The 19,706-nt window shown below is 68.4% G+C and carries 16 protein-coding genes; 5 read left to right on the forward strand and 11 right to left on the reverse strand.

Annotated features, from left to right (window positions below; genetic code table 11):
• The first annotated feature begins 91 nt into the window (after positions 1 to 91).
• Complete coding sequence (locus tag ESP70_RS01950) at positions 92 to 1,516, forward strand: APC family permease (protein ID WP_149687689.1); 1,425 nt, start codon at positions 92 to 94, stop codon at positions 1,514 to 1,516.
• Between the two features lie 7 nt (positions 1,517 to 1,523).
• Here ESP70_RS01950 and ESP70_RS01955 read toward each other — a convergent pair whose 3' ends face one another.
• From ESP70_RS01955 to uvrB, 4 genes are all read right to left on the reverse strand, one after another.
• Positions 1,524 to 2,510, reverse strand: coding sequence for a TerC family protein (locus ESP70_RS01955; protein ID WP_149688533.1), 987 nt, complete (start codon positions 2,508 to 2,510; stop codon positions 1,524 to 1,526).
• A 223-nt stretch (positions 2,511 to 2,733) separates the two neighbouring features.
• The gene (locus ESP70_RS01960; protein WP_149687690.1) at positions 2,734 to 3,219 is read right to left on the reverse strand and encodes a beta-class carbonic anhydrase; all 486 of its coding nucleotides are present in this window, start codon (positions 3,217 to 3,219) and stop codon (positions 2,734 to 2,736) included.
• 107 nt (positions 3,220 to 3,326) lie between these two features.
• Positions 3,327 to 4,112, reverse strand: a complete 786-nt coding sequence (locus ESP70_RS01965; RefSeq protein ID WP_149687691.1) for an aldose 1-epimerase — start codon at positions 4,110 to 4,112, stop codon at positions 3,327 to 3,329.
• Positions 4,113 to 4,197: 85 nt separating this feature from the next.
• A complete protein-coding gene (uvrB, locus tag ESP70_RS01970) occupies positions 4,198 to 6,279 on the reverse strand; it encodes an excinuclease ABC subunit UvrB (protein ID WP_149687692.1) in 2,082 nt (693 codons plus the stop codon).
• Between the two features lie 50 nt (positions 6,280 to 6,329).
• Between uvrB and ESP70_RS01975 the strand changes: the two genes are divergently transcribed.
• The gene (locus ESP70_RS01975; RefSeq protein ID WP_149687693.1) at positions 6,330 to 6,989 is read left to right on the forward strand and encodes a TetR/AcrR family transcriptional regulator; all 660 of its coding nucleotides are present in this window, start codon (positions 6,330 to 6,332) and stop codon (positions 6,987 to 6,989) included.
• Here the strand turns inward: ESP70_RS01975 and ESP70_RS01980 are convergent.
• From ESP70_RS01980 to ESP70_RS01990, 3 genes are all read right to left on the reverse strand, one after another.
• Positions 6,981 to 8,366 carry a pyridoxal phosphate-dependent decarboxylase family protein gene (locus ESP70_RS01980; protein ID WP_149687694.1) on the reverse strand — a complete coding sequence of 462 codons (1,386 nt, stop codon included), beginning with the start codon at positions 8,364 to 8,366 and terminating at the stop codon, positions 6,981 to 6,983. The genes ESP70_RS01975 and ESP70_RS01980 overlap by 9 nt on opposite strands.
• A 66-nt stretch (positions 8,367 to 8,432) precedes the next feature.
• Complete coding sequence (locus ESP70_RS01985) at positions 8,433 to 9,398, reverse strand: SDR family NAD(P)-dependent oxidoreductase (protein WP_149687695.1); 966 nt, start codon at positions 9,396 to 9,398, stop codon at positions 8,433 to 8,435.
• A gap of 168 nt (positions 9,399 to 9,566) precedes the next feature.
• A complete protein-coding gene (locus ESP70_RS01990) occupies positions 9,567 to 10,973 on the reverse strand; it encodes an acetyl-CoA C-acetyltransferase (protein WP_149687696.1) in 1,407 nt (468 codons plus the stop codon).
• A 147-nt stretch (positions 10,974 to 11,120) separates the two neighbouring features.
• Between ESP70_RS01990 and ESP70_RS01995 the strand changes: the two genes are divergently transcribed.
• Genes ESP70_RS01995 through ESP70_RS02005 form a run of 3 tightly spaced genes read left to right on the forward strand, consistent with a single transcriptional unit; the run spans position 11,121 to position 15,291 of the window.
• Positions 11,121 to 12,470, forward strand: coding sequence for a 3-oxoacyl-ACP reductase (locus tag ESP70_RS01995; RefSeq protein ID WP_149687697.1), 1,350 nt, complete (start codon positions 11,121 to 11,123; stop codon positions 12,468 to 12,470).
• Position 12,471: 1 nt separating this feature from the next.
• The gene (locus ESP70_RS02000; protein ID WP_149687698.1) at positions 12,472 to 13,353 is read left to right on the forward strand and encodes a MaoC family dehydratase; all 882 of its coding nucleotides are present in this window, start codon (positions 12,472 to 12,474) and stop codon (positions 13,351 to 13,353) included.
• Positions 13,354 to 13,404: 51 nt separating this feature from the next.
• Positions 13,405 to 15,291: a CocE/NonD family hydrolase gene (locus ESP70_RS02005; RefSeq protein WP_149687699.1), complete on the forward strand. Its 1,887-nt coding sequence runs from the start codon at positions 13,405 to 13,407 to the stop codon at positions 15,289 to 15,291.
• Between the two features lie 56 nt (positions 15,292 to 15,347).
• Here ESP70_RS02005 and ESP70_RS02010 read toward each other — a convergent pair whose 3' ends face one another.
• From ESP70_RS02010 to ESP70_RS02025, 4 genes are all read right to left on the reverse strand, one after another.
• On the reverse strand, positions 15,348 to 16,220 hold the full coding sequence (locus tag ESP70_RS02010; protein ID WP_149687700.1) for an acyl-CoA thioesterase: 873 nt from the start codon (positions 16,218 to 16,220) through the stop codon (positions 15,348 to 15,350).
• 77 nt (positions 16,221 to 16,297) lie between these two features.
• Positions 16,298 to 17,194, reverse strand: a complete 897-nt coding sequence (locus ESP70_RS02015; protein WP_149687701.1) for a proteasome assembly chaperone family protein — start codon at positions 17,192 to 17,194, stop codon at positions 16,298 to 16,300.
• Positions 17,195 to 17,210: 16 nt separating this feature from the next.
• The gene (gene dxs / locus ESP70_RS02020; protein ID WP_149687702.1) at positions 17,211 to 19,091 is read right to left on the reverse strand and encodes a 1-deoxy-D-xylulose-5-phosphate synthase; all 1,881 of its coding nucleotides are present in this window, start codon (positions 19,089 to 19,091) and stop codon (positions 17,211 to 17,213) included.
• Between the two features lie 74 nt (positions 19,092 to 19,165).
• A complete protein-coding gene (locus ESP70_RS02025) occupies positions 19,166 to 19,684 on the reverse strand; it encodes a flavin reductase family protein (protein WP_149687703.1) in 519 nt (172 codons plus the stop codon).
• Positions 19,685 to 19,706: the final 22 nt, after the last annotated feature.

The following is a 19,706-nucleotide window of genomic DNA, read 5'->3' on the forward strand; positions in this document are numbered from 1 at the left end:
AAACTACACTGCCCGGTTGCGGCCACGGGTCACTCGGGGAAGGCTGAGACCCAGGTCGCGTCCGACCGGGCGCGGGCACAAGGGGGCCACCATGAGCACTGACACGTCGAATCCGAGACCCGAGACCGAGCTCCGAAGGGTCATGGGACCCAAGCTCCTGTTGCTCTTCATCGTGGGCGACATCCTCGGCACGGGCATCTATGCACTCACCGGCCAGGTCGCCGCCGAGGTGGGTGGTGCTGCCTGGTTGCCGTTCCTCGTGGCGTTCTTCGTCGCCCTCCTGACCGCGTTCTCCTACCTCGAGCTCGTGACGAAGTATCCCCAGGCCGCCGGCGCGGCCCTGTATGTCCACAAGGCCTTCGGCGTCCACTTCTTCACCTTCATCGTGGCGTTCGCGGTCATGTGCTCGGGCATCACGTCGGCCTCGACGGCATCGAACGCATTTGCGGACAACCTCGCCAGCGGCGTCAACTGGGATGCCAGCGACTCCGAGATCATGCTCATGGCGATGGCGTTCATGCTGCTCGTGGCAGTGGTCAACTTCCGTGGCGCCAGCGAGAGCGTCAAGGCCAACGTCGTCCTGACCCTCATCGAGCTGTCGGGCCTGGTGCTCGTCATCCTGCTCGGGTTCTATGCCTTGGCGGGAGGTGACGGTGACTGGTCGCGCGTCGTCGCCTTCGACACCCCGGACGACAAGAACGTCTTCCTGGCCGTCACCACGGCGACGTCGTTGGCGTTCTTCGCGATGGTCGGTTTCGAGGACTCCGTCAACATGGCTGAGGAGTGCCACGAGCCCAGCAGGATCTTCCCGCGCATGATGCTCACCGGCCTCGGCATCACCGCCGTCATCTACGTGCTCGTGTCGATCTGCGCGGTGGCGCTGGTGCCTGTCGGCGCCCTCTCCGACCCGGGCAAGGCTCCCCCGCTGGTCCAGGTCGTCACGGCCGCGGCACCGAGCCTCCCGGCCGACGACATCCTGCCGTTCATCTCGATGTTCGCGGTCGCCAACTCAGCTCTGATCAACATGATGATGGCCAGCCGGCTGCTCTACGGCATGTCCCGCCAGGGCGTCCTGCCCAAGGGCCTGGCGAAGGTGCACAGCAAGAACCAGACCCCCTGGGCAGCGATCATCTTCACCACTGCACTGTCACTGGCCCTCATCGCGTACGTTGCCAACGCCAGCGACGACGCGGTCGCGGTGCTCGGCGGCACCACAGCACTGCTGCTGTTGGGGGTCTTTGCCGTGGTCAATGTCGCGGTGCTGGTCCTGCGTCACGACCGGGTCGAGCACGAGCACTTCCGCACCAAGACGGCGGTAGCGCTCGTCGGATCCGCGGCATGCCTCTACCTCGTGACGCCGTTGTCAGGGCGCGACGGCGACCAGTACGTCGTCGCCGGGCTGCTGCTGGCGCTCGGCCTCATCCTGTCGGTGCCGATCTACCTGCACCGCCGAGCGCAGGGCGAGGACCTCGAGATCACCGATCCCGAGGACATCCCGCCCCACGAGCTGCCGTGACGCTGGGTCAGCCCTGACGCTCTCGTCGCGACGAGACCGTCAGGCTGACCACCGCGGTGATCGACAGGATTGCGACGATCACACCGAGGCTCAGCAGCGTCGGGATCTCCGGTACGTCGAAGTGCTCGCCACCGTTGATGAACGGCAGCTCGTTGGTGTGCAGGGCGTGCAGCACGAGCTTGACGCCGATGAACGCCAGCAGCAGCGCGAGGCCCTGCGACAGGTAGATCAGACGCTTGAGCAGGTCGCCGAGCAGGAAGTAGAGCTGGCGCAGGCCCATCAATGCGAACACGTTGGCGGTGAAGACGAGGTAGGGCTCCTTGGTCAGACCGTAGATCGCCGGGATCGAGTCGAGCGCGAACAGCAGATCGGTCGTGCCGAGCGACAGGATGACCAGGAACATCGGCGTGATGAAGGTCTTCTTGTTCTCCTTGATGAACAGCTTGAGCCCGTGCCACTCGTTCTTGGTGTTGAAGTAGCGGCGGGCGAAGCGGACGACGCCGTTCTCGCCGTCGTCGTCGTGGTCGGTGTCCTTGACCAGCGTGTAGGCGGTCCACAGCAGGAATGCGCCGAAGATGTAGAAGATCCACGAGAAGTTCTCGATCGCGACCGCGCCGAGTGCGATGAAGATGCCGCGGAACACCAGCGCGATGATGATGCCGACCAGCAGCGCCTCCTGCTGCAGCTTCCTGGGCACCTTGAAGCTCGCCATGATGATCAAGAAGATGAACAGGTTGTCGATCGAGAGGCTGTACTCGGTCAACCAGCCGGCGAAGAACTGCAGGCCGAAGTCGCCGCCCTTCTCAGGGACGTTGTGGTGGACCGTCACCCAGATGCCGAACGCGACCGCGAGGCCGATGTAGCCGGCGAGATAGATCGCGCACTCCTTGAGCGTCGGCTCGTGCGGCTTGCGCGCCACGATGATGACGTCGAACAGCAGCACGGCGACCGTCACGCCGATCGTCACGAACCACTCGGTCTGGGAGACCGACATGCCTACGGTGTCGGCGGAGCTCTCGGCAAAGGGCAGGATCACAGGGGGTACCTCCGGTCGTCAGGACGCCGGAGGTCTCTTCCGCCGCGCGATGCGGCCCGCAACACCGGGCGACTGCTGGGAGTCTCCGTGATGACGACGTTGCGATCGGGGAATACTCCCCTCCACGCAACATTCTTGCAGACGCTGGAGGGTGCTCGAACCATGCGTCGTGCCGCGGAGCTCAGACCTCGTCGATCGAGCCAGTGGCGACGTCGAACACGAAACCCCGGATGTTGTCCTTGTGGGGGATGAACGGGTTGGACCTGATCCGGTTGATGCCCTGCTTGACGTCCTCTGCGGCGTCCGGGAACGCCTCCGCCGCCCAGGTCGGCCGGATCCCGGTGTCCTTCTCGATGTCCTGGCGGAAGCCGTCATCGGTGAACGTGACCATGCCGCAGTCCGTGTGGTGCACCAGGACGATCTCCTCGGTGCCCAGGAGCCGCTGGCTGATCGCCAGCGAACGCAGCGCGTCCTCCGTCACGACGCCTCCGGCGTTGCGGATCACGTGGGCGTCACCCTCGTTGATGCCGAGGACCTTCGCAGGGTCGAGCCGAGCGTCCATGCACGCGACGACGGCGACCTTGCGCGCCGGCGGCAGCGGGAGCGGCCCGTTGAAGCCCTCCTGGTACGACTTGTTGGCCTCGATGAACTCGTCGGTGACGGTCATGGGATGTCTCCTTGGTGGTCGGGGTGTCCTCCCACGATGACCCGATTCCGTCGCCCACCGGCGGCGTACCACGAGGTGACACGCCGGGCAGGATCTGCCGAACGTTGCTATAGGGCGCGGCCGCGCATCTCGAGCCAGACGCCGCGCGGCCACGGACCGTCGGGCTGCAGCGCTCGGTGACCGAACGCGTCGGGCGGGGCGGTCTGCGGCTCGACGCAGACGGTGTCGCGGGGTTCGTCGTAGACGACCCACCAGGCAGCCGAGGACTCGAGCGTCAGCTCCAACGCTCCGGGCCACGTCAGCACGGGCGACGAGGCAAGACGGAAGCAGTCGTCCCACGGTCCTGACGTCGGGTCGACGAGCGCTCCGGTCGGCAGCCCATCGGCGCCGCGCTCCACCATGACCTCGGGCTGCAGCGACGCCATGAGCTCGCCGCCGGTGTCGAGCCGGCGCCTGAACCACGGGTGGAGGCCGATCGAGCACGGCGCCTCGGTGTCGTCGTCCCACGACAGCTCGATGCGGACGCCGTCGTCGAGCAGCTCGTAGGTCAGCGTGGCGACACCCTCGGTCGGCCAAGGGTCTCCGATCCCCCGCTCGTACGCCCCTTGCGCCACGCGCTCCCACGCCGCCACATGGCCGAGTCCGTGCAGGGCGTGGGTCCCGTCGGTATGCGGCAGCTCGTACGTCGTGCCGTCCAGCGCGATCAGGCCGTCGCGGACCCGGCCGGCCCACGGGACCATCGGGAAGCAGCCGTCGGCGATCGCCGGGTCGATGGCGGAGCTGGTCGCCCGGCCCAGCACCTCATGACCGTCGATGGCCAGACTCGTGAGCCGGGCACCCCTGGTGGGGTCGATGACGGCACGGACACGCTCGTTGAGCAGGACATCGGTCACGAGGTCATTGTGCCCGTACCAGCCACTTACGTGAGGCGCTGGTCGAGTGCTCGCGAGGGACGAGCGGGTGTATCGAGACCCAGCCTCAGACGCCGGCCTGGAGCATGCTGCGGAGCTCCTTCTTGAGGTCGCCGATCTCGTCGCGCAGGCGCGCCGCGACTTCGAACTGCAGCTCGGCCGCCGCGGCCCGCATCTGCTCGCTGAGCTGCTCGATCAGATCCGCGAGCTCACCCGACGGCAGGTTGGCGAGGTCGGCGGTGTGTCCGAGCGGGACCGGAGCACCCTTGCGCCGCTTGTCGCCGGTCGCGGCCAGCAGCGTCGCGGTGTCGGCGTCCTCACGGGCCAGCATGTCCGTGATGTCGCCGATCTTCTTGCGCAACGGCGTCGGGTCGATGCCGTTGGCCGTGTTGTAGGCGACCTGCTTCTCGCGGCGCCGGTTGGTCTCCTCGATCGCCCAGCCCATCGAGTCGGTGATCGTGTCGGCGTACATGATGACCTGGCCCGACACGTTGCGCGCCGCACGACCGATCGTCTGGATGAGAGACCGGCCCGAGCGCAGGAAGCCCTCCTTGTCGGCGTCGAGGATCGCGACGAGGCTCACCTCGGGCAGGTCGAGTCCCTCACGGAGCAGGTTGATGCCGACCAGCACGTCGTACTCCCCCATGCGCAGCTCGCGCAGCAGCTCGACGCGACGCAGCGTGTCGACCTCACTGTGGAGATAGCGGGTGCGGATGCCGGCCTCGAGGAGGTAGTCGGTGAGGTCCTCGGACATCTTCTTGGTCAGCGTCGTGACGAGCACGCGCTCCTCGCGGTCGGTGCGCAGCCGGATCTGGGTGATCAGGTCGTCGATCTGGCCCTTGGTCGGCTTGACGATGACTTCGGGGTCGATCAGGCCGGTCGGGCGGATGATCTGCTCGACGACATCGCCCTGGACCTTCTCCATCTCGTAATTGCCCGGGGTCGCCGAGAGGTAGACCGTCTGGCCGATGCGCTCGAGGAACTCGGCCCACTTGAGCGGCCGGTTGTCCATCGCGCTCGGCAGGCGGAAGCCGTGCTCGACGAGCGAGCGCTTGCGGGACATGTCGCCTTCGTACATCGCACCGATCTGCGGGATCGTCACGTGGGACTCGTCGACGACCAGGACGAAGTCGTCGGGGAAGTAGTCGAGCAGGCAGTGACCCGGCGTGCCCGGACCGCGACCGTCCATGTGGCGTGAGTAGTTCTCGATGCCGGCGCACGTGCCGACCTGCTGCATCATCTCGAGGTCATAGGTCGTGCGCATGCGCAGCCGCTGGGCCTCGAGCAGCTTGCCCTCGCCCTCGAGCTCGGCGAGCCGCTCCTCGAGCTCGACCTCGATCGTGCGCATCGCCCGGTTCATGGTCTCCTGGCCGGCGGCGTAGTGCGTCGCAGCGCCGACATAGAGCTCCTGGTCGTCGCTGAGCACCTCGCCGGTCAGCGGGTGCAACGTCATGAGCCGCTCGATCTCGTCGCCGAAGAACTCCACCCGTACGGCATGCTCCTGGTAGACCGGGAAGATCTCGACCGTGTCGCCCTTGACCCGGAACGTGCCACGCGTCGAGGCGACGTCGTTGCGGACGTATTGGGCCTGCACGAGGGTGCGCAGCAGCTGCTCGCGCGGCAGCTCTTCGCCGACCTTGAAGCCGATCATGCGCTCGAGGTATTCCTGCGCCGAGCCGAGACCGTAGATGCAGGACACCGTGGCCACCACGATGACGTCGCGACGGGTCAGCAGCGACCACGTCGCCGAGTGGCGCAGACGCTCGACCTCTTCGTTGACCGAGGAGTCCTTCTCGATGTAGGTGTCGCTCTGCGCGATGTAGGCCTCGGGTTGGTAGTAGTCGTAGTAGGAGACGAAGTATTCGACCGCGTTGTTGGGCAGCAGCTCACGCAGCTCGTTGGCGAACTGGGCCGCAAGCAGCTTGTTGGGCATCATCACGAGCATCGGCCGCTGCAGCCGCTCGGCCAACCACGCGGTCGTCGCGGTCTTGCCGGTGCCGGTCGCGCCGAGCAGCACGTTGTCCTTGATGCCGGCGTTGATCCGGCGTTCGAGCTCGGCGATCGCCGCCGGCTGGTCACCGGCGGGCTGGTAGTCGGAGACGACCTCGATGGGCGCCACCTGGCGCTGGAGCTCTGACACGGAACGCATACCTACGAGCCTACGTCTCGCCACCGACAAAGCCCTCTAAAGTGACTGTCATGCCCGTCTCGGAACGCCGCGCTGAGCGCAAGAGGGAGATCCTCGACGCCACGCGCGCGCTCTTCGACGAACGAGGCGTCCGCGACGCGCAGATCGAGGACATCGCCCGGGCCGTCGGCATCAACCGGGCGATCATCTACCGGCACTTCTCCGGCAAGGAGGAGCTGTTCGCCGAGACCCTCGTCGGCTACCTCGACGAGCTCGCCAAGACGCTCCAGACCTCTGACGACGAGACGCTCGAGCCCGTCGCCCGCCTCGAGCACCTCGTCGTGGTGTTCCTCGACTTCGGGTCGACCTATCCGGCGTTCGTCGACTGCGCCCAGACTCTCCTGCGTCGCCGCGGCGACGAGCTCATGGAGGAGGTCAGCGAGCGGGTCATGTTCGACCTCGGCAGGGCGATGGCGGCGTGCCTCAACCACGTCGTCGACGTGCTCGAGGCCGGGGTCAAGGCCGGCGAGTTCCACGTACGCGATCCCAACCTGCTGGCCAACATCTTTTACACGCAGGCCCTCGGCGTCATGAACCTCACGACGCTCCAGCTGTCCGTCCGCGAGCAGAACCCCGGCCTGCCGGCTGTCGACGCCGTACCGTTCGACGAGGTCAAGACCTATCTGCAGCACGCCGCGGTCGCGATGGCCCGCGCCGAGCCGTCACGCTGACACAGCGGCCCGCACGGCGTCGACCGACAGCCGTACGTCCTCGGCATCCGTCGACCAGTTGCTGACCGAGATCCGCAGCACGTCCCGATCGTGCCAGCGCGAGCCCGACATCCACGTCGTGCCGTCGGCGATCAGTCGCGCCGTGACCTCCCGCGTACGTTCGTCGCTGCCGAACGACACGCAGATCTGGGTGTAGACGACGTCGTTGAGCACCTCGACCCCGTCGATCTCGGCGAGCCCGGCGGCAATGGCGCGGGCATTCGTCGTCAGACCGTCGACCAGGTCGACCACTCCCCTGCGCCCCAGCGACCGCAGGACCGCCCAGACCGGCACGCCACGCGCCCGGCGCGACAGCTCCGGCACCTTCTCATACGGATCGCCGGGACCCGTCTCGTCGGGCACCAGATAGCTCGCGTGCACGCCCATCGCCGCCCGCATCGAGGCCGAGTCGGCGACGATCGCGAGCCCACAGTCGTACGGGACGTTGAGCGTCTTGTGCGCGTCCGTCGTCCACGAGTCGGCAACGGCGAGCCCCTCGACCAGATGACTCAGTGCCGGTGTTGCCGCAGCCCAGAGCCCGAACGCGCCGTCGACGTGCACCCACGCGCCGCGTGCATGGGCGAGGCGGACTGCCTCGGCGAACGGGTCGAACGCGCCGGAGTGCACGTTGCCGGCCTGCAGGCACAGGACGATCGGGGCGCCATCCGGGATCGCCGCCAGCGCCTCGGCGAGGGCATCGACGCGGATGCGTCCCTCCTCGTCGGCGGCGACGGGCGACGGCTGTCCGAGTCCGAGATAGCGCAAGGCCAGGTCGATCGTGTCGTGTCGTTCCGCGCCGACGAGGACGTGCACCTGTGGTGCGCCGGTCAGTCCGTCGCGCTCGACATCCCAGCCCGCCGTGGCCAGCGCGGCATGCCGAGCCGCGGCGAGACACGTGAAGTTGGCCATCGTCGCGCCGGTGACGAAGCCGACATCGGCCGTCGGCGGCAGGCGCAACAGCTCGAGAAGCCAGCTCGCGGCCGCCTCCTCGAGCGCGGCGGTGGCCGGCGTCGAGTAGCGCATGCCGGCGTTCTGGTCCCAGCCGCTGACGAGCCAGTCGGCCGCAAGCCCGGCCGGCAGCGTCCCGCCCATGACCCAGCCGAAGAATCGCCCAGAAGCGATCGCCATGAGCCCTGGGTCGGCCTTGGCGGCGAGCTCGTCGACCACACCGGCGGGATCCAGGCCGCCGTCAGGCAGCGGCCCGCCGACACTGGCGAGCAGCTCGCCGGCGGTGACCCGCGGCCCGATCGGCCGGTCGTCGATCGAGGACAGCCAGCGGCGTACGTGCTCGTGCGCCTTGGCGAGCGACTCGTCGTACGTCTCACTGCGTGCCGTCATGGGCTCGGCTCCCTGGGTGATTCCCCGTTGCGACACCTTAGGCCGCCGCCGGGAGCATTCGCCAGATCAGGCGAAGGCGTCGACTCCGGTCAGCTCGGCCGACCAGGTCCAGAGTCGCTCGGCTTCACCCTCGTCGATCGCCCAGTCCTTGACGCCCGTGTAGACCTGATCCTCCGTCCAGGGCGCGGCGATGTCGACGTCCTCGAGGTACAGCCCTCCCCTGTCGTCGAGCTGCTGCGAAGTCGCCGCCCACACCTGCGTCGCGGCACCTGCCTCCGGCGACTTGAACCGTGGATCGATCAGGTTGCCCTGCTCGTCGAGATAGCCGGCCTCGACCTGCTCGGCCATCGACATGTGGCGGACCAGCCCCGTGAGGATGGCGCCCGGGTGCACCGCGAACGCACGCACGCCGGAGTCACGGCCCAATGCGTCGAGCTGGACGGCGAACAGCGAGTTCGCGGTCTTGGACTGGCCGTACGCGAGCCACTTGTCGTAGCCCTGCTGGAAGTGTGGATCGTCCCACCGGATCGGCGAGAAGTGGTGCCCGCGCGAGCTCACCGAGACGACGCGCGCGCCGTCCGGCTCGATCGCGGGCCAGAGGCGGTTGACGAGCGCGAAGTGACCGAGGTGGTTGGTGGCGAGCTGAGACTCCCAGCCCGGGCCGACTCGCGTCTCGGGTGCGGCCATGATGCCGGCGCTGTCGACCAGGATGTCGAGGGTTCGGTTCGTTGCCAGGAAGCGCTCGGCAAACGTTCGTACGCTTTCGAGATCGCCGAGATCGAGTGCGTCGACGGCCACCCGGTCAAGGCCAGCCAGCTGCTCGAGAGCCGTCTCGACCCGGCGCGCCGGCACGATCACCTCCGCGCCGGCATCGACGAGCGCTCGGGTCGTCTCGATCCCGATGCCGGAGTAGCCCCCGGTCACGAGGGCGAGCCGACCCGTGAGGTCGACGCCCTTGAGCACGTCGTCGGTGGTCGTGGTGGCGTCGAAGCCGGAGGGAAGTGGTTGCTGAGCGGTGGTCGATGTCGTCATGCGATCGACGCTAGGCGCTGGAGCGCGCTCCAACGCAACCCCGAAGAACGAAGAACGCCACCCACCCCGAAGGGTGAGTGGCGTCCTTTCGACAAGCTCAAGGAGCAGAGGGCCGCTCAAGGAGCAGAGGGCCGTTCAAGGAGCACGAGGCAGCTCTAGGAGCGAGGATCAGGCCTCGAGGATCGCGACGACTCCCTGGCCGCCTGCGGCGCAGATCGAGATCAGGCCACGGCCCGAGCCCTTCTCGTGCAGCAGCTTGGCGAGGTTGGCGACGATACGCCCGCCGGTCGCTGCGAACGGGTGCGCCGTCGCGAGCGACGAGCCCTTGACGTTGAGCTTGCTGCGGTCGATCGAGCCGAGCGGGGCGTCGAGGCCGAGGCGCTCCTTGCAGAAGATCGGGTCCTCCCACGCCGCGAGCGTCGTGAGCACCTGGCTCGCGAACGCCTCGTGGATCTCGTAGAAGTCGAAGTCTTGCAGCGTCAGGCCCTGACGGGCGAGCATGCGCGGCACGGCGTAGACGGGAGCCATCAGGAGGCCCTCGGCACCCGACACGTAGTCGACAGCGGCGGTCTCGTAGTCGACGAAGTAGGCCAGCGGGGTCCAGCCGTGCTTCGCGGCCTCGTCCTCCGACGCCAGCAGCACCGTCGAGGCGCCGTCTGACAGCGGCGTCGAGTTGGCCGCGGTCATCGTGGCGCCCTCACCCTTGCCGAACACCGGCTTGAGCTTGGCGAGCTTGTCGAGCGCCGAGTCGGGGCGAAGGTTGTTGTCCTTGGTGACCCCGAGGAACGGCGTGATCAGGTCGTCCTGCCAGCCCTCGTCGTAGGACTTGGCGAGGTTGTGGTGCGACGCGACCGCGAGCTCGTCCTGAGCCTCGCGGGTGATGCCCCACTCCTTGGTCGTGATGGCCTGGCTGTCACCCATCGACAGCCCGGTGCGCGGCTCGGAGTTGCGCGGCTGGTCGGGCGCCAGATAGGCCGGGCGGATCTTGGCGAGAGCGGCAAGGCGGCCCTTGTTGTCCTTGGCCCGGTTGGCCTCCAGCAGGATCTTGCGGAGCTTGTCGCCGACGGCCAGCGGGGCGTCCGACGTCGTGTCGGCGCCACCGGCGATGCCGGACTCGATCTTGCCGAGCGCGATCTTGTTGGCGACCAGCACGGCGGCCTGAATGCCGGTGTCACAGGCCTGCTGCACGTCGTACGCAGGGGTGTCGGGCGACAGCTTGGAGCCGAGGACCGTCTCGCGGGCGAGGTTGAAGTCGCGGCTGTGCTTGAGGACGGCGCCGGCGGCGAACTCGCCGACCCGCTCACCCTCGAGGCCGAACCGCTCGACGAGGCCGTCGAGGGCCGCGGTGAGCATGTCCTGGTTGGAGGCGTTGGTGTAGACGGTGTTGGAGCGCGCGAACGGGATGCGGTTGCCGCCGATGACGGCGACGCGGCGTACGGTCTGGGCTCCGGCGGCGGCAGAGGCGACGCTCGACACGGTCTCGGCGGCCTTGGTCGCGGCCGACTTCTTCGCGGGTGCCTTCTTGGCCGGAGCCTTGGTGGCCGGCGCCTTCTTGGCTGGTGTCGTGTCCGCCATGGCGGTCTCCTCGATCTTCGTGAACGATGGTTCTGGAACGTGATGAGCGCCGCATCCACGCTGGTGGACGGGGCTGTTTCATGAGGTTACAGTTTCAGGAGCATTCCAGATACCAATGGTATCCGAGAGATAGGACACACCCAAGTCATGGCCGACCGCTATCAGTCCCTTGCTCACAACCCGATCGGCAAGTTCATCGTCAAGAACCTGGGTCTGCCCAATCCCCCGGTGCTCGAGCGCTGGTCAGAGGGCTCTCCGCTCGTCAAGGGCACCGTCCTGATTGGCGCCGCTCCCGGCAGCCGGCTCGGCAAGAAGCTCGCCGCGACGCTCAAGTCCAGCGGCATCACCTCGGTGGGTGTACGCGCCGACAGCAAGACGTACAAGGGCCTCGTGTTCGACGCCACCGGCATCACCGACACTGCAGGACTTGCCGACCTGCAGCAGTTCTTCACCCCGGCGCTCCGCAGCCTCGCCAGCTCCGGCCGGCTCGTCGTGATCGGCACGCTGCCTGAGCAGGCCGGGTCCGAGACCGCCGCGATCGCGCAGCGCGCCCTCGAAGGGTTCGTACGCTCCGCGGGCAAGGAGGTCGGCGGCAACGGCAGCACGGCCAACCTCGTCTACGCCGGCATCGGCGCCGAGGACGCCCTCGGTTCGACGCTGGAGTTCCTGCTCTCCCCCAAGTCGGCGTTCGTCGACGGCCAGGTCATCCGCCTCGGGCTCACCGAGCTCGTCGACGCCGACCCCGTCGCCGATCCCGCCAAGCCGCTCGCCGGCAAGGTCGCTCTGATCACCGGCGCCTCGCGCGGACTCGGCGAGGCCATGGCTCGTACGCTCCACCGCGACGGCGCCCAGATCGTCGGCCTCGACGTGCCACAGCTGTCCGCCGAGCTGGAGGCCGTCATGGCCGAGCTCGGCGGCACCGCGATAGCCGAGGACATCACCGCTCCTGATGCGCCCAAGGTCATCGCCGACGCCGTCAAGAAGGCACACGGCGGCGTCGACATCGTCGTGCACAACGCTGGCATCACCCGCGACAAGCGGCTCAAGAACATGAAGACCGAGAACTGGAACCTCGTCATCGACATCAGCGTCGGCGCGCCGCAGCGCATCACCGCGGAGCTGCTGGAGCGCAAGCTCATCCGCCCCGGCGGCCGCGTCATCGGCATCTCGTCGATCGCCGGCATCGCGGGCAACAACGGCCAGACGAGCTACGGCACGGCCAAGGCCGGCGTCATCGGCTTCGTCAACGACCTGTCGAAGCGGGTCGCCAAGGACGGCATCACGGTCAACGCGATCGCCCCCGGGTTCATCGAGACCGACATGGTCAAGACCATGCCCCTCGGCATCCGCGAGGCGGGCCGCCGGCTCAGCTCGCTGTCGCAGGGCGGCCAGCCGATCGACGTCGCCGAGGCCATCGCCTGGTACGCCAACCCGGGATCGTCGGCGATCTCCGGCAACGTCGTCCGGGTCTGCGGCCAGGCACTGATCGGAGCCTGACATGGTCACGCGTACGTTCGACAAGGCGCCCTCGACCGCGCCGCTGATGCTCAAGGCGGTGCTGCCCGCGCTCCCCGTGATCGGCGGGCTGCCCGGCATCAAGCACGCCAAGGGCTCCGTGCCGGAGATCGTCCTGGAGCGCAAGGGCGTCGTGACCGACCTCAAGCACCTGGAGGCCTACAACGAGGTCTGCGGGTTCCCTCGCGGCGACCACCTCCCGGCGACCTATCCGCACATGGCGGCGTTCGGCCTGCACATGGCGCTGATGACCGACACGGCGTTTCCGTTCGCACCGATGGGCCTCGTGCACCTGCGCAACACGATCCGCCAGCATCGCCCGCTCGGTGTTGCGGAGACGTTCGACGTGTCCGTACGCGCTGCCGACCTGCGGCCGCACCCCAAGGGCTCGCTCGTTGACCTCATCACCGAGATCTCGGTCGAGGGCGAGCTCGTCTGGGACGAGGTGACGACCCTGTTCTCGCGCCACAAGGGCGGCTCGGCAGAGACCTCGCCCGCTCCCCTGGCTGGAGTCGAGGCACCTGACGGCGTCGTCCACTGGAAGCTCGCGGGCGACCTCGGCCGCCGCTACGGCTCGGTGTCGGGTGACCGCAACCCGATCCACCTCTACCCGCTGACCGCCAAGGCGTTCGGCTTCCCGACCAACATCGCCCACGGCATGTGGACTCTGGCGCGCAGCCTGTCGGCCCTGCAGAACAAGCTGCCCGACGCGTTCGCCGTCGACGTCGAGTTCCGCAAGCCGATCCTGCTGCCGGGCACCGTCGTGTTCGGGTCGCGGTCCGAGGGCACCGACCTGGAGTTCGGCGTCAAGGGCGCCAAGAAGCCCGTGACCCACCTGGTCGGAAGGGTTGTTACCGAAGCGTAACTCCGATTTACTCTGTGTCGTTGATCACGGCAACGACACTGGGAGTTCTTCGTGCACGCTCGTACATCGGTTCATCGTCTGCTGGCCATCGTCGGGCTCGCGCTCGGGCTGATCGCCGCCTCGCTCACGCTCAGCACCACCGCGGCCACGGCCGCGACGACCTGGACGCCGCGGGCCGAGCAGTATCCCAAGACCGTGACCGAGCGGGACGTGGCGATCCCGATGTCCGACGGCACGATCCTGCGCGGTGATGTCGTACGCCCGGCCGGCGCCGACGGCAAGGCGATCGCCAAACGGTTCCCGGTCATCGTGACCATCACGGCGTACAACAAGGCGGTCATCGCCTCGGCGGGTGGGTTCTTGGGCGGTGGGTCGGACTACCTGGTCAAGCGTGGCTACGTGCAGCTCACCGTCGACGCTCGTGGCACCGGCAGCTCCGAAGGCATCTGGAGGGCCTTCGACGCGCGGGAGAACAAGGACGGCGGCGAGATCATGACCTGGGCGCACTCGTCGGCGCGCCCGTGGAGCAACGGCATCACCGGCATGACCGGCCCGTCCTACATGGGCATCAGCCAGCTGTGGGCCGCCGCCGCACAGCCACCGGGGCTCAAGGCGATCTTCCCGCAGGTGCCCGGCGCCGACGTCTATCGCGACGTCGTCGCCTCCGGTGGCCAGCTCGACGTCGGCTTCATCCCGCTGTGGCTCGGACTCGTCACGTCCACCGGCCTGATCCCGCCGTCAGTGCTGGCGACCAGCCCGGACTCGGCGATCAAGGAGCTCCTCGACCACCTCACGGGCGCCGGCACGTTCACGGTCCCGCTGCTGCTCAGCGCGTTCCTCGGCGGCGATCCGGCGTACGACGGCGCGTTCTACAAGGAGCGCTCGGTCATCAACGTCATCGACAAGGTCAAGGTGCCGGCATTCTTCGTGTCCGGCGAGTACGACCTGTTCCAGCGCGGCACGCCGCTGCTGTTCGAGAACCTCAACAAGCGCGGCATCCCGACCAAGATGATCGTCGGCCCGTGGGACCATCTGCAGGCCTCGAGCGGCGCCGACATCGGCAAGGCCGGCTACGGCTCGTTGGGTGAGCTCCAGCTGCGCTGGTTCGACCACTACCTCAAGGGCGTCAGCGACCCGACGCTCAACAGCGACATCGCCAACCTGACGTACTACGAGCAGGGCACCGGCGCGTGGCGCAAGAGCACGAAGTGGATCGGGCCGTCGCTGACCGGCGCCAAGCTCAGGCTCTCCGGCACGTCGGCGCTGCTCGGCGCTCCCGGCGGACTCACGTCCGGCACGCCAACCGCCGGCACGTCGAGCATCCTGCCGATCCCGGCGGCCGGACTGTGCACACGGTCGGCCAACCAGTGGACCGCCGGGGTGCCCAATCTGCTGATCCCACAGCTGCCCTGCTTCTCCGACAACCAGCTGAACGACAGGACCGGCGCGGTGTTCTCGACCAAGCCCCTGACCCAGTCGATCACGCTGCAGGGTCCGATCAACGCTCACCTGTACGCCTCCAGCGCCGGCGGCGACGGCATGCTGTCGGTCGCGCTGGAGGACGAGGCACCCGACGGCACCGTCAAGCGCCTGACCGGCGGCTGGCAGGTCATCTCGCACCGCGCGCTCGACACCAGCAAGTCCCGCTACCTCGACGGCGTGCTGATCCAGCCGTTCCACCCGTTCACCAAGGCGGCGCAGAAGAAGCTGGCGCCGGGCGAGGTCGCCCCGATCGACGTCGAGATCTTCCCGACGCGGGCCAAGATCCTGCCCGGTCACAAGCTGCGGATCGCGGTGCAGGCGTTCGACGTCCCGCACCTGCTGCCGACGTTGCCGGAGCTGCTCGGCACGCTGACGGTGCTCACGATCCACAACTCGGCAACGTACCCGTCGACGATCAACTTCCCCAGCGTCGGGACGCTGCCGACTGTCAAGTGACGCTCGTTCCTTGACCTTGTCGAGAGGACGTCCTTTCGACACGCTCAAGGAACCAGTCAGGTGCGCGGGGTGACCCGGCGGATCAGGCCTTCCTGGGCGACGGTCGCGACGAGCGTGCCGTCCTCGGTGAAGACCCGTGCCGTGCTCAGCCCGCGTGCCCCGGACGCCGACGGCGACGTCTGGTCGTACAGGAGCCACTGGTCGGCCGCGATCGGCCGGTGGAACCAGATGACGTGGTCGAGCGAGGCGGCCTGGACGTCGGGCGCTCCGATGAAGGTGCTGTGCGGCACGAGGCTCGCGCCGAGCAGGCTCAGGTCGCTGATGTAGGTGAACGCCGCGTTGTGGACGATCCGCGAGTCCGGGAGCGTGCCGTCGGCACGGAACCACAGCCGCTGCACGACCGGCACGAGCTGGCGCTGCGGGTCGTCCTCGGCCCGGTTGTCGCCGATGTAGCGCATGTCGAACGACGACCACTCGCGGTTCCAGAACTCTGCGGCCTCGGAACCGCGGCCGCCGATGACGTCGGTCAGCGGCATGGACTCGTCCGGTGACGGGACGTCGGGCATCGCGTCCTGGTGGTCCCAGCCGTCCTCGACGACCTGGAACGACGCGGTCATGTAGAAGATGATCTCGCCGTGCTGACGGGCCGCGACGCGCCTCGTGGTGAACGAGCGACCGTCGCGGACGTTCTCGACGTCGTAGACGATCGGGATGCTCGGGTCGCCGCCGAGGATGAAGTAGAGGTGCAACGAGTGCACGTGGCGCTCCTCGGGCACGGTGAGCTGCGCCGCCATCAGCGCCTGCGCGGCGACCTGGCCGCCGAACACCCGCGGCAGCTCCGACGCCTCGGGCTGGGAGCCCCGGTAGAGGCCCACCTCGAGCTGCTCGAGATTGAGGAGGCCGACGACGTCTTCCAGGGATGCAGGCACACCGCAACCCTATCGGTGGTCGCGTTGCGTAGGGCTCCCGCGTTTGTGACGTCAGCCCTATGACCTCGAGGCGAGTCCTAGCCTTGTTCGTTCTTGCGCTGCCTCGCGAGGAACTGCTCGAACTGGTCGGCCAGCTCGTCGCCGCTCGGGAGGTCCTCGTCGCTGGCGAGCAGCGACTGGGCCGCGCCCCGGGTGAACGCGTCGTACTGCTCCTCGAGGCCGCCGAGCAGGCTCTGCCCGCCCTGCTCCTCGATCTGCTGCTCGATCTCGGCGAGCGCAGCCTCCTGGCGGGCCTTGAGTGAGTCGACGTTGATGCTGAGGCCCGTGCGGTCGACCAACGCGTCGATCAGCGCGAGCGACGCCGTCGGGTAGTCGATCTGCGCGAGATAGTGCGGCACGTGCACGACGTAGCCCGCGGCGTCGTGGCCCCACTGGCCGAGGCGATATTCCAGCAGCGACTGCGCCGACGACGGCACCATGACCTGCGCGGACCAGAGGTTCTGGCGGTCGACGAGGTCAGGACGCGTGCCGTGCGCGGTGATCATGGCCGGACGGGTGTGGGGCACGCCCATGGGCACGGCGCCGAGCCCCAGCGTCAGAGGCACGTCGTGCTCCTCGATGAAGCCGTGGACCTCGGCGATGAACTGCTCCCAGTGGAAGTCCGGCTCCGGGCCGGCCAGCAGGAAGTAGGGCATGCCGTTGTCGTCATGCTCGAGGACGACCTGCAGCTTCGGGTCGTCGTACTCCGCGTAGTGGTCCTCGCGGAACGCGATCATGGGGCGCCGCGCGCGGTAGTCGAGCATCGCGTCGATGTCGAACTCGTAGACGACCTCGCCGTGGCCTGAACGCAGCTGCTCTGCGGCCATGCGCGCGGCCGAACCGGCACCCAGGAACCCGTCGAGGGCATGGATGAGGATCGGACCGTCGCCTTCGCGGGGGGTCTCGTCAGGTTCGCGTCGCGGTAGCCATTTCATCGCCATGGTCAACCACTCACCCGTCGGTGCTATTCCGCGACAGCGCGGCGAGCGTGTCGTCAGCGACGGCCTGCGGCGTGAGGCCGAGCCGCTCGAGGATGACGTCGCGCTTGGCGTGGTCGAGGAACTCCTGCTCGACGCCGTGCACGCGGATCGGCACGTCGTGGCCCGCATCGCGTACGGCCTGGGTGAACGCGGCGCCGACACCACCGTGACGGCCGTTGTCCTCCACCGTGACGACGAGGCCGTAGCCGGAGGCCAGCTCGACCAAGGCTGGGTCGATCGGCTTGACCCAGCGCGGGTCGACGACGGTCACGCCGTGGCCGGCAGCGCGTACGATCTCGGCCGCGTCGGCGCCGAGGTGGCCGAACGAGCCGATCGCGACGATCAGGACGTCCTTGGCCTCGTCGCGCGAGAGGACGTCAGTCGTGCCGATGCGTTCGATCGCCGGCAGGTCGTCGCAGACCGCGCCCTTGGCGAAGCGGATGACGGTCGGTGCGTCGTCGACCTCGACAGCCTCGCGGAGCAGCTCACGCAGCTGGGCGCCGTCGCGCGGAGCCGCGAGCCGCAGGCGCGGCACGATCTGCAGCAGGGACATGTCCCACATGCCGTTGTGACTGGCACCGTCGTCACCCGTGACGCCGGCGCGGTCGAGCACGAACGTCACGCCGCACTGGTGCAGCGCCACGTCGAGCAGCACCTGGTCGAACGCGCGGTTGATGAACGTCGCATAGACCGCGACGACGGGGTGCAGGCCGCCCATCGCGAGCCCGGCGGCGCTGGTGACGGCGTGCTGCTCGGCGATGCCGACGTCGAACACGCGGTCGGGGAACTTGTCGGCGAACGCGTCGAGGCCCACCGGATAGAGCATCGCGGCGGTGATCGCCACGATGTCGGGGCGCTCGTCGGCGATGCGGACGATCTCGTCGCGGAACACCGAGGTCCAGCCAGCCGGTGCGACGTTGACCGCCTCGCCGGTGGCCCGGTCGAACGGGTTGGCCTGATGCATCTGGTCGTTCTCGTTGGCGACCGCGATGTCGTAGCCCTGGCCCTTGGTCGTCAGCACGTGCACGAGCACGGGGCCGCCGAACTTCTTGGCCTGCGTCAGCGCGCGCTCGACGGCGGGCCGGTCGTGGCCGTCGACGGGGCCGATGTACTTGAGCCCGAGGTCCTCGAACATGCCCTGCGGCGCCAGAGCATCCTTGACGCCCTTCTTGATCGCGTGCAGTGCCTCGTACGCTGCGGGGCCCACGATGCGGGAGCGGTTGAGCCGCTCCTTGATCGCGCCGAGCGCGGGTTCGTACTTGGGATTGGTGCGAATCTCGGTGAGCCGGTTGGCGAGCCCGCCGACGGTCGGGGTGTAGGAGCGGCCGTTGTCGTTGACGACCACGACAAGGCGGCGGTCGTTGTCGGCGGCGATGTTGTTGAGCGCCTCCCAGGCCATGCCGCCGGTCAGCGCGCCGTCGCCGATGACCGCGACGACGTGGTCGTCCTTGCCCAGCAGCAGGTTGGCCTTGGCCATGCCGTCGGCGTACGACAGGCTCGTCGACGCGTGCGAGTTCTCGACCCAGTCGTGCTCGGACTCGGAGCGGCTCGGGTATCCCGACAGCCCACCCTCCTTGCGCAGCGTCCCGAACTGCCCAGCGCGGCCGGTCAGCATCTTGTGGACGTACGCCTGGTGGCCGGTGTCCCAGACGACCCGGTCGCGGGGTGAGTCGAACACCCGGTGGATCGCCATGCCGAGCTCGACGACGCCGAGGTTGGGTCCGAGGTGTCCGCCGTTGGAGGCGACCGACGTGATCAGCAGCTCGCGGATCTCGGTCGCCAGCGCGGCCAGGTCGTCGTCGCTCATGCCGCGCAGGTCGGAGGGTCCGGTCAGGTTCGCGAGAACGCTCATCGATGTCTCCTCCCCGCTCTCAGCCATAGCGGTCAGTCTATCGACGTGGGCCATCTGCGCCGAGTCGGCAGGCCTCAGTCGCTTGCGTCGAGGTCGCGGTAGCGGCCGCGCAGGTGCACCAGCGCGGCGGCGTCGCCGACGCTCACGGATTCGACGATGCCCTCGACCAGCAGCCCCCAGCCGACCTGACGGGGTTCGGACTCGTCCCGGCGTACGCCGATCCAGCCTGCGGTGCCGGTCAGCACGGGACCCCACTCGCCGTCCGTCCAGTCCCCCAGCGTGAACGGTCCTCCGGGGGCCGGTGCGGTGCCGGCGAACGCGTCGGCGAGGAACCGGTGCTCGGCGCCGAGCACGTTGACGGTCCAGGTCGCCGGCTCGGACTCCCAGAAGTCGGAGTCCGGGTCGATCAGGCCCAGAACCCGGTCCGGCTCCCCCGCCGCGAGCAGCAGCGACGACACGGTCAGCCCGCGCCGCTGGGCGCCATCGCCGGTCGCCCACACCGTGACGGGTGCCGGCATCCGCCCGCGTACGCGGCGCAGCTGGTCGCGGTCGCCCTCAGCGGGTACGAACGGGTGGTCCGAGTGGATCGTCACGCCTTCATTGTGCGGCACCGGC

It is taken from the genome of Aeromicrobium ginsengisoli (genome assembly GCF_004134905.2).
Classification (GTDB): domain Bacteria; phylum Actinomycetota; class Actinomycetes; order Propionibacteriales; family Nocardioidaceae; genus Aeromicrobium; species Aeromicrobium ginsengisoli.

Excerpts from the sequence above, each read along its gene's own strand:
- ESP70_RS01975 (WP_149687693.1), top strand. The coding sequence starts at position 6,330 with ATGCCCGTCTCGGAACGCCGCGCTGAGCGCAAGAGGGAGATCCTCGAC.
- ESP70_RS02015 (WP_149687701.1), bottom strand. The coding sequence starts at position 17,194 with ATGAAATGGCTACCGCGACGCGAACCTGACGAGACCCCCCGCGAAGGC.
- ESP70_RS01985 (WP_149687695.1), bottom strand. The coding sequence starts at position 9,398 with ATGACGACATCGACCACCGCTCAGCAACCACTTCCCTCCGGCTTCGAC.
- ESP70_RS01980 (WP_149687694.1), bottom strand. The coding sequence starts at position 8,366 with ATGACGGCACGCAGTGAGACGTACGACGAGTCGCTCGCCAAGGCGCAC.
- ESP70_RS02000 (WP_149687698.1), top strand. The coding sequence starts at position 12,472 with ATGGTCACGCGTACGTTCGACAAGGCGCCCTCGACCGCGCCGCTGATG.
- ESP70_RS01990 (WP_149687696.1), bottom strand. The coding sequence starts at position 10,973 with ATGGCGGACACGACACCAGCCAAGAAGGCGCCGGCCACCAAGGCTCCG.
- ESP70_RS01995 (WP_149687697.1), top strand. The coding sequence starts at position 11,121 with ATGGCCGACCGCTATCAGTCCCTTGCTCACAACCCGATCGGCAAGTTC.
- uvrB (WP_149687692.1), bottom strand. The coding sequence starts at position 6,279 with ATGCGTTCCGTGTCAGAGCTCCAGCGCCAGGTGGCGCCCATCGAGGTC.
- ESP70_RS01955 (WP_149688533.1), bottom strand. The coding sequence starts at position 2,510 with ATGTCGGTCTCCCAGACCGAGTGGTTCGTGACGATCGGCGTGACGGTC.
- ESP70_RS01950 (WP_149687689.1), top strand. The coding sequence starts at position 92 with ATGAGCACTGACACGTCGAATCCGAGACCCGAGACCGAGCTCCGAAGG.
- ESP70_RS01960 (WP_149687690.1), bottom strand. The coding sequence starts at position 3,219 with ATGACCGTCACCGACGAGTTCATCGAGGCCAACAAGTCGTACCAGGAG.
- dxs (WP_149687702.1), bottom strand. The coding sequence starts at position 19,091 with ATGAGCGTTCTCGCGAACCTGACCGGACCCTCCGACCTGCGCGGCATG.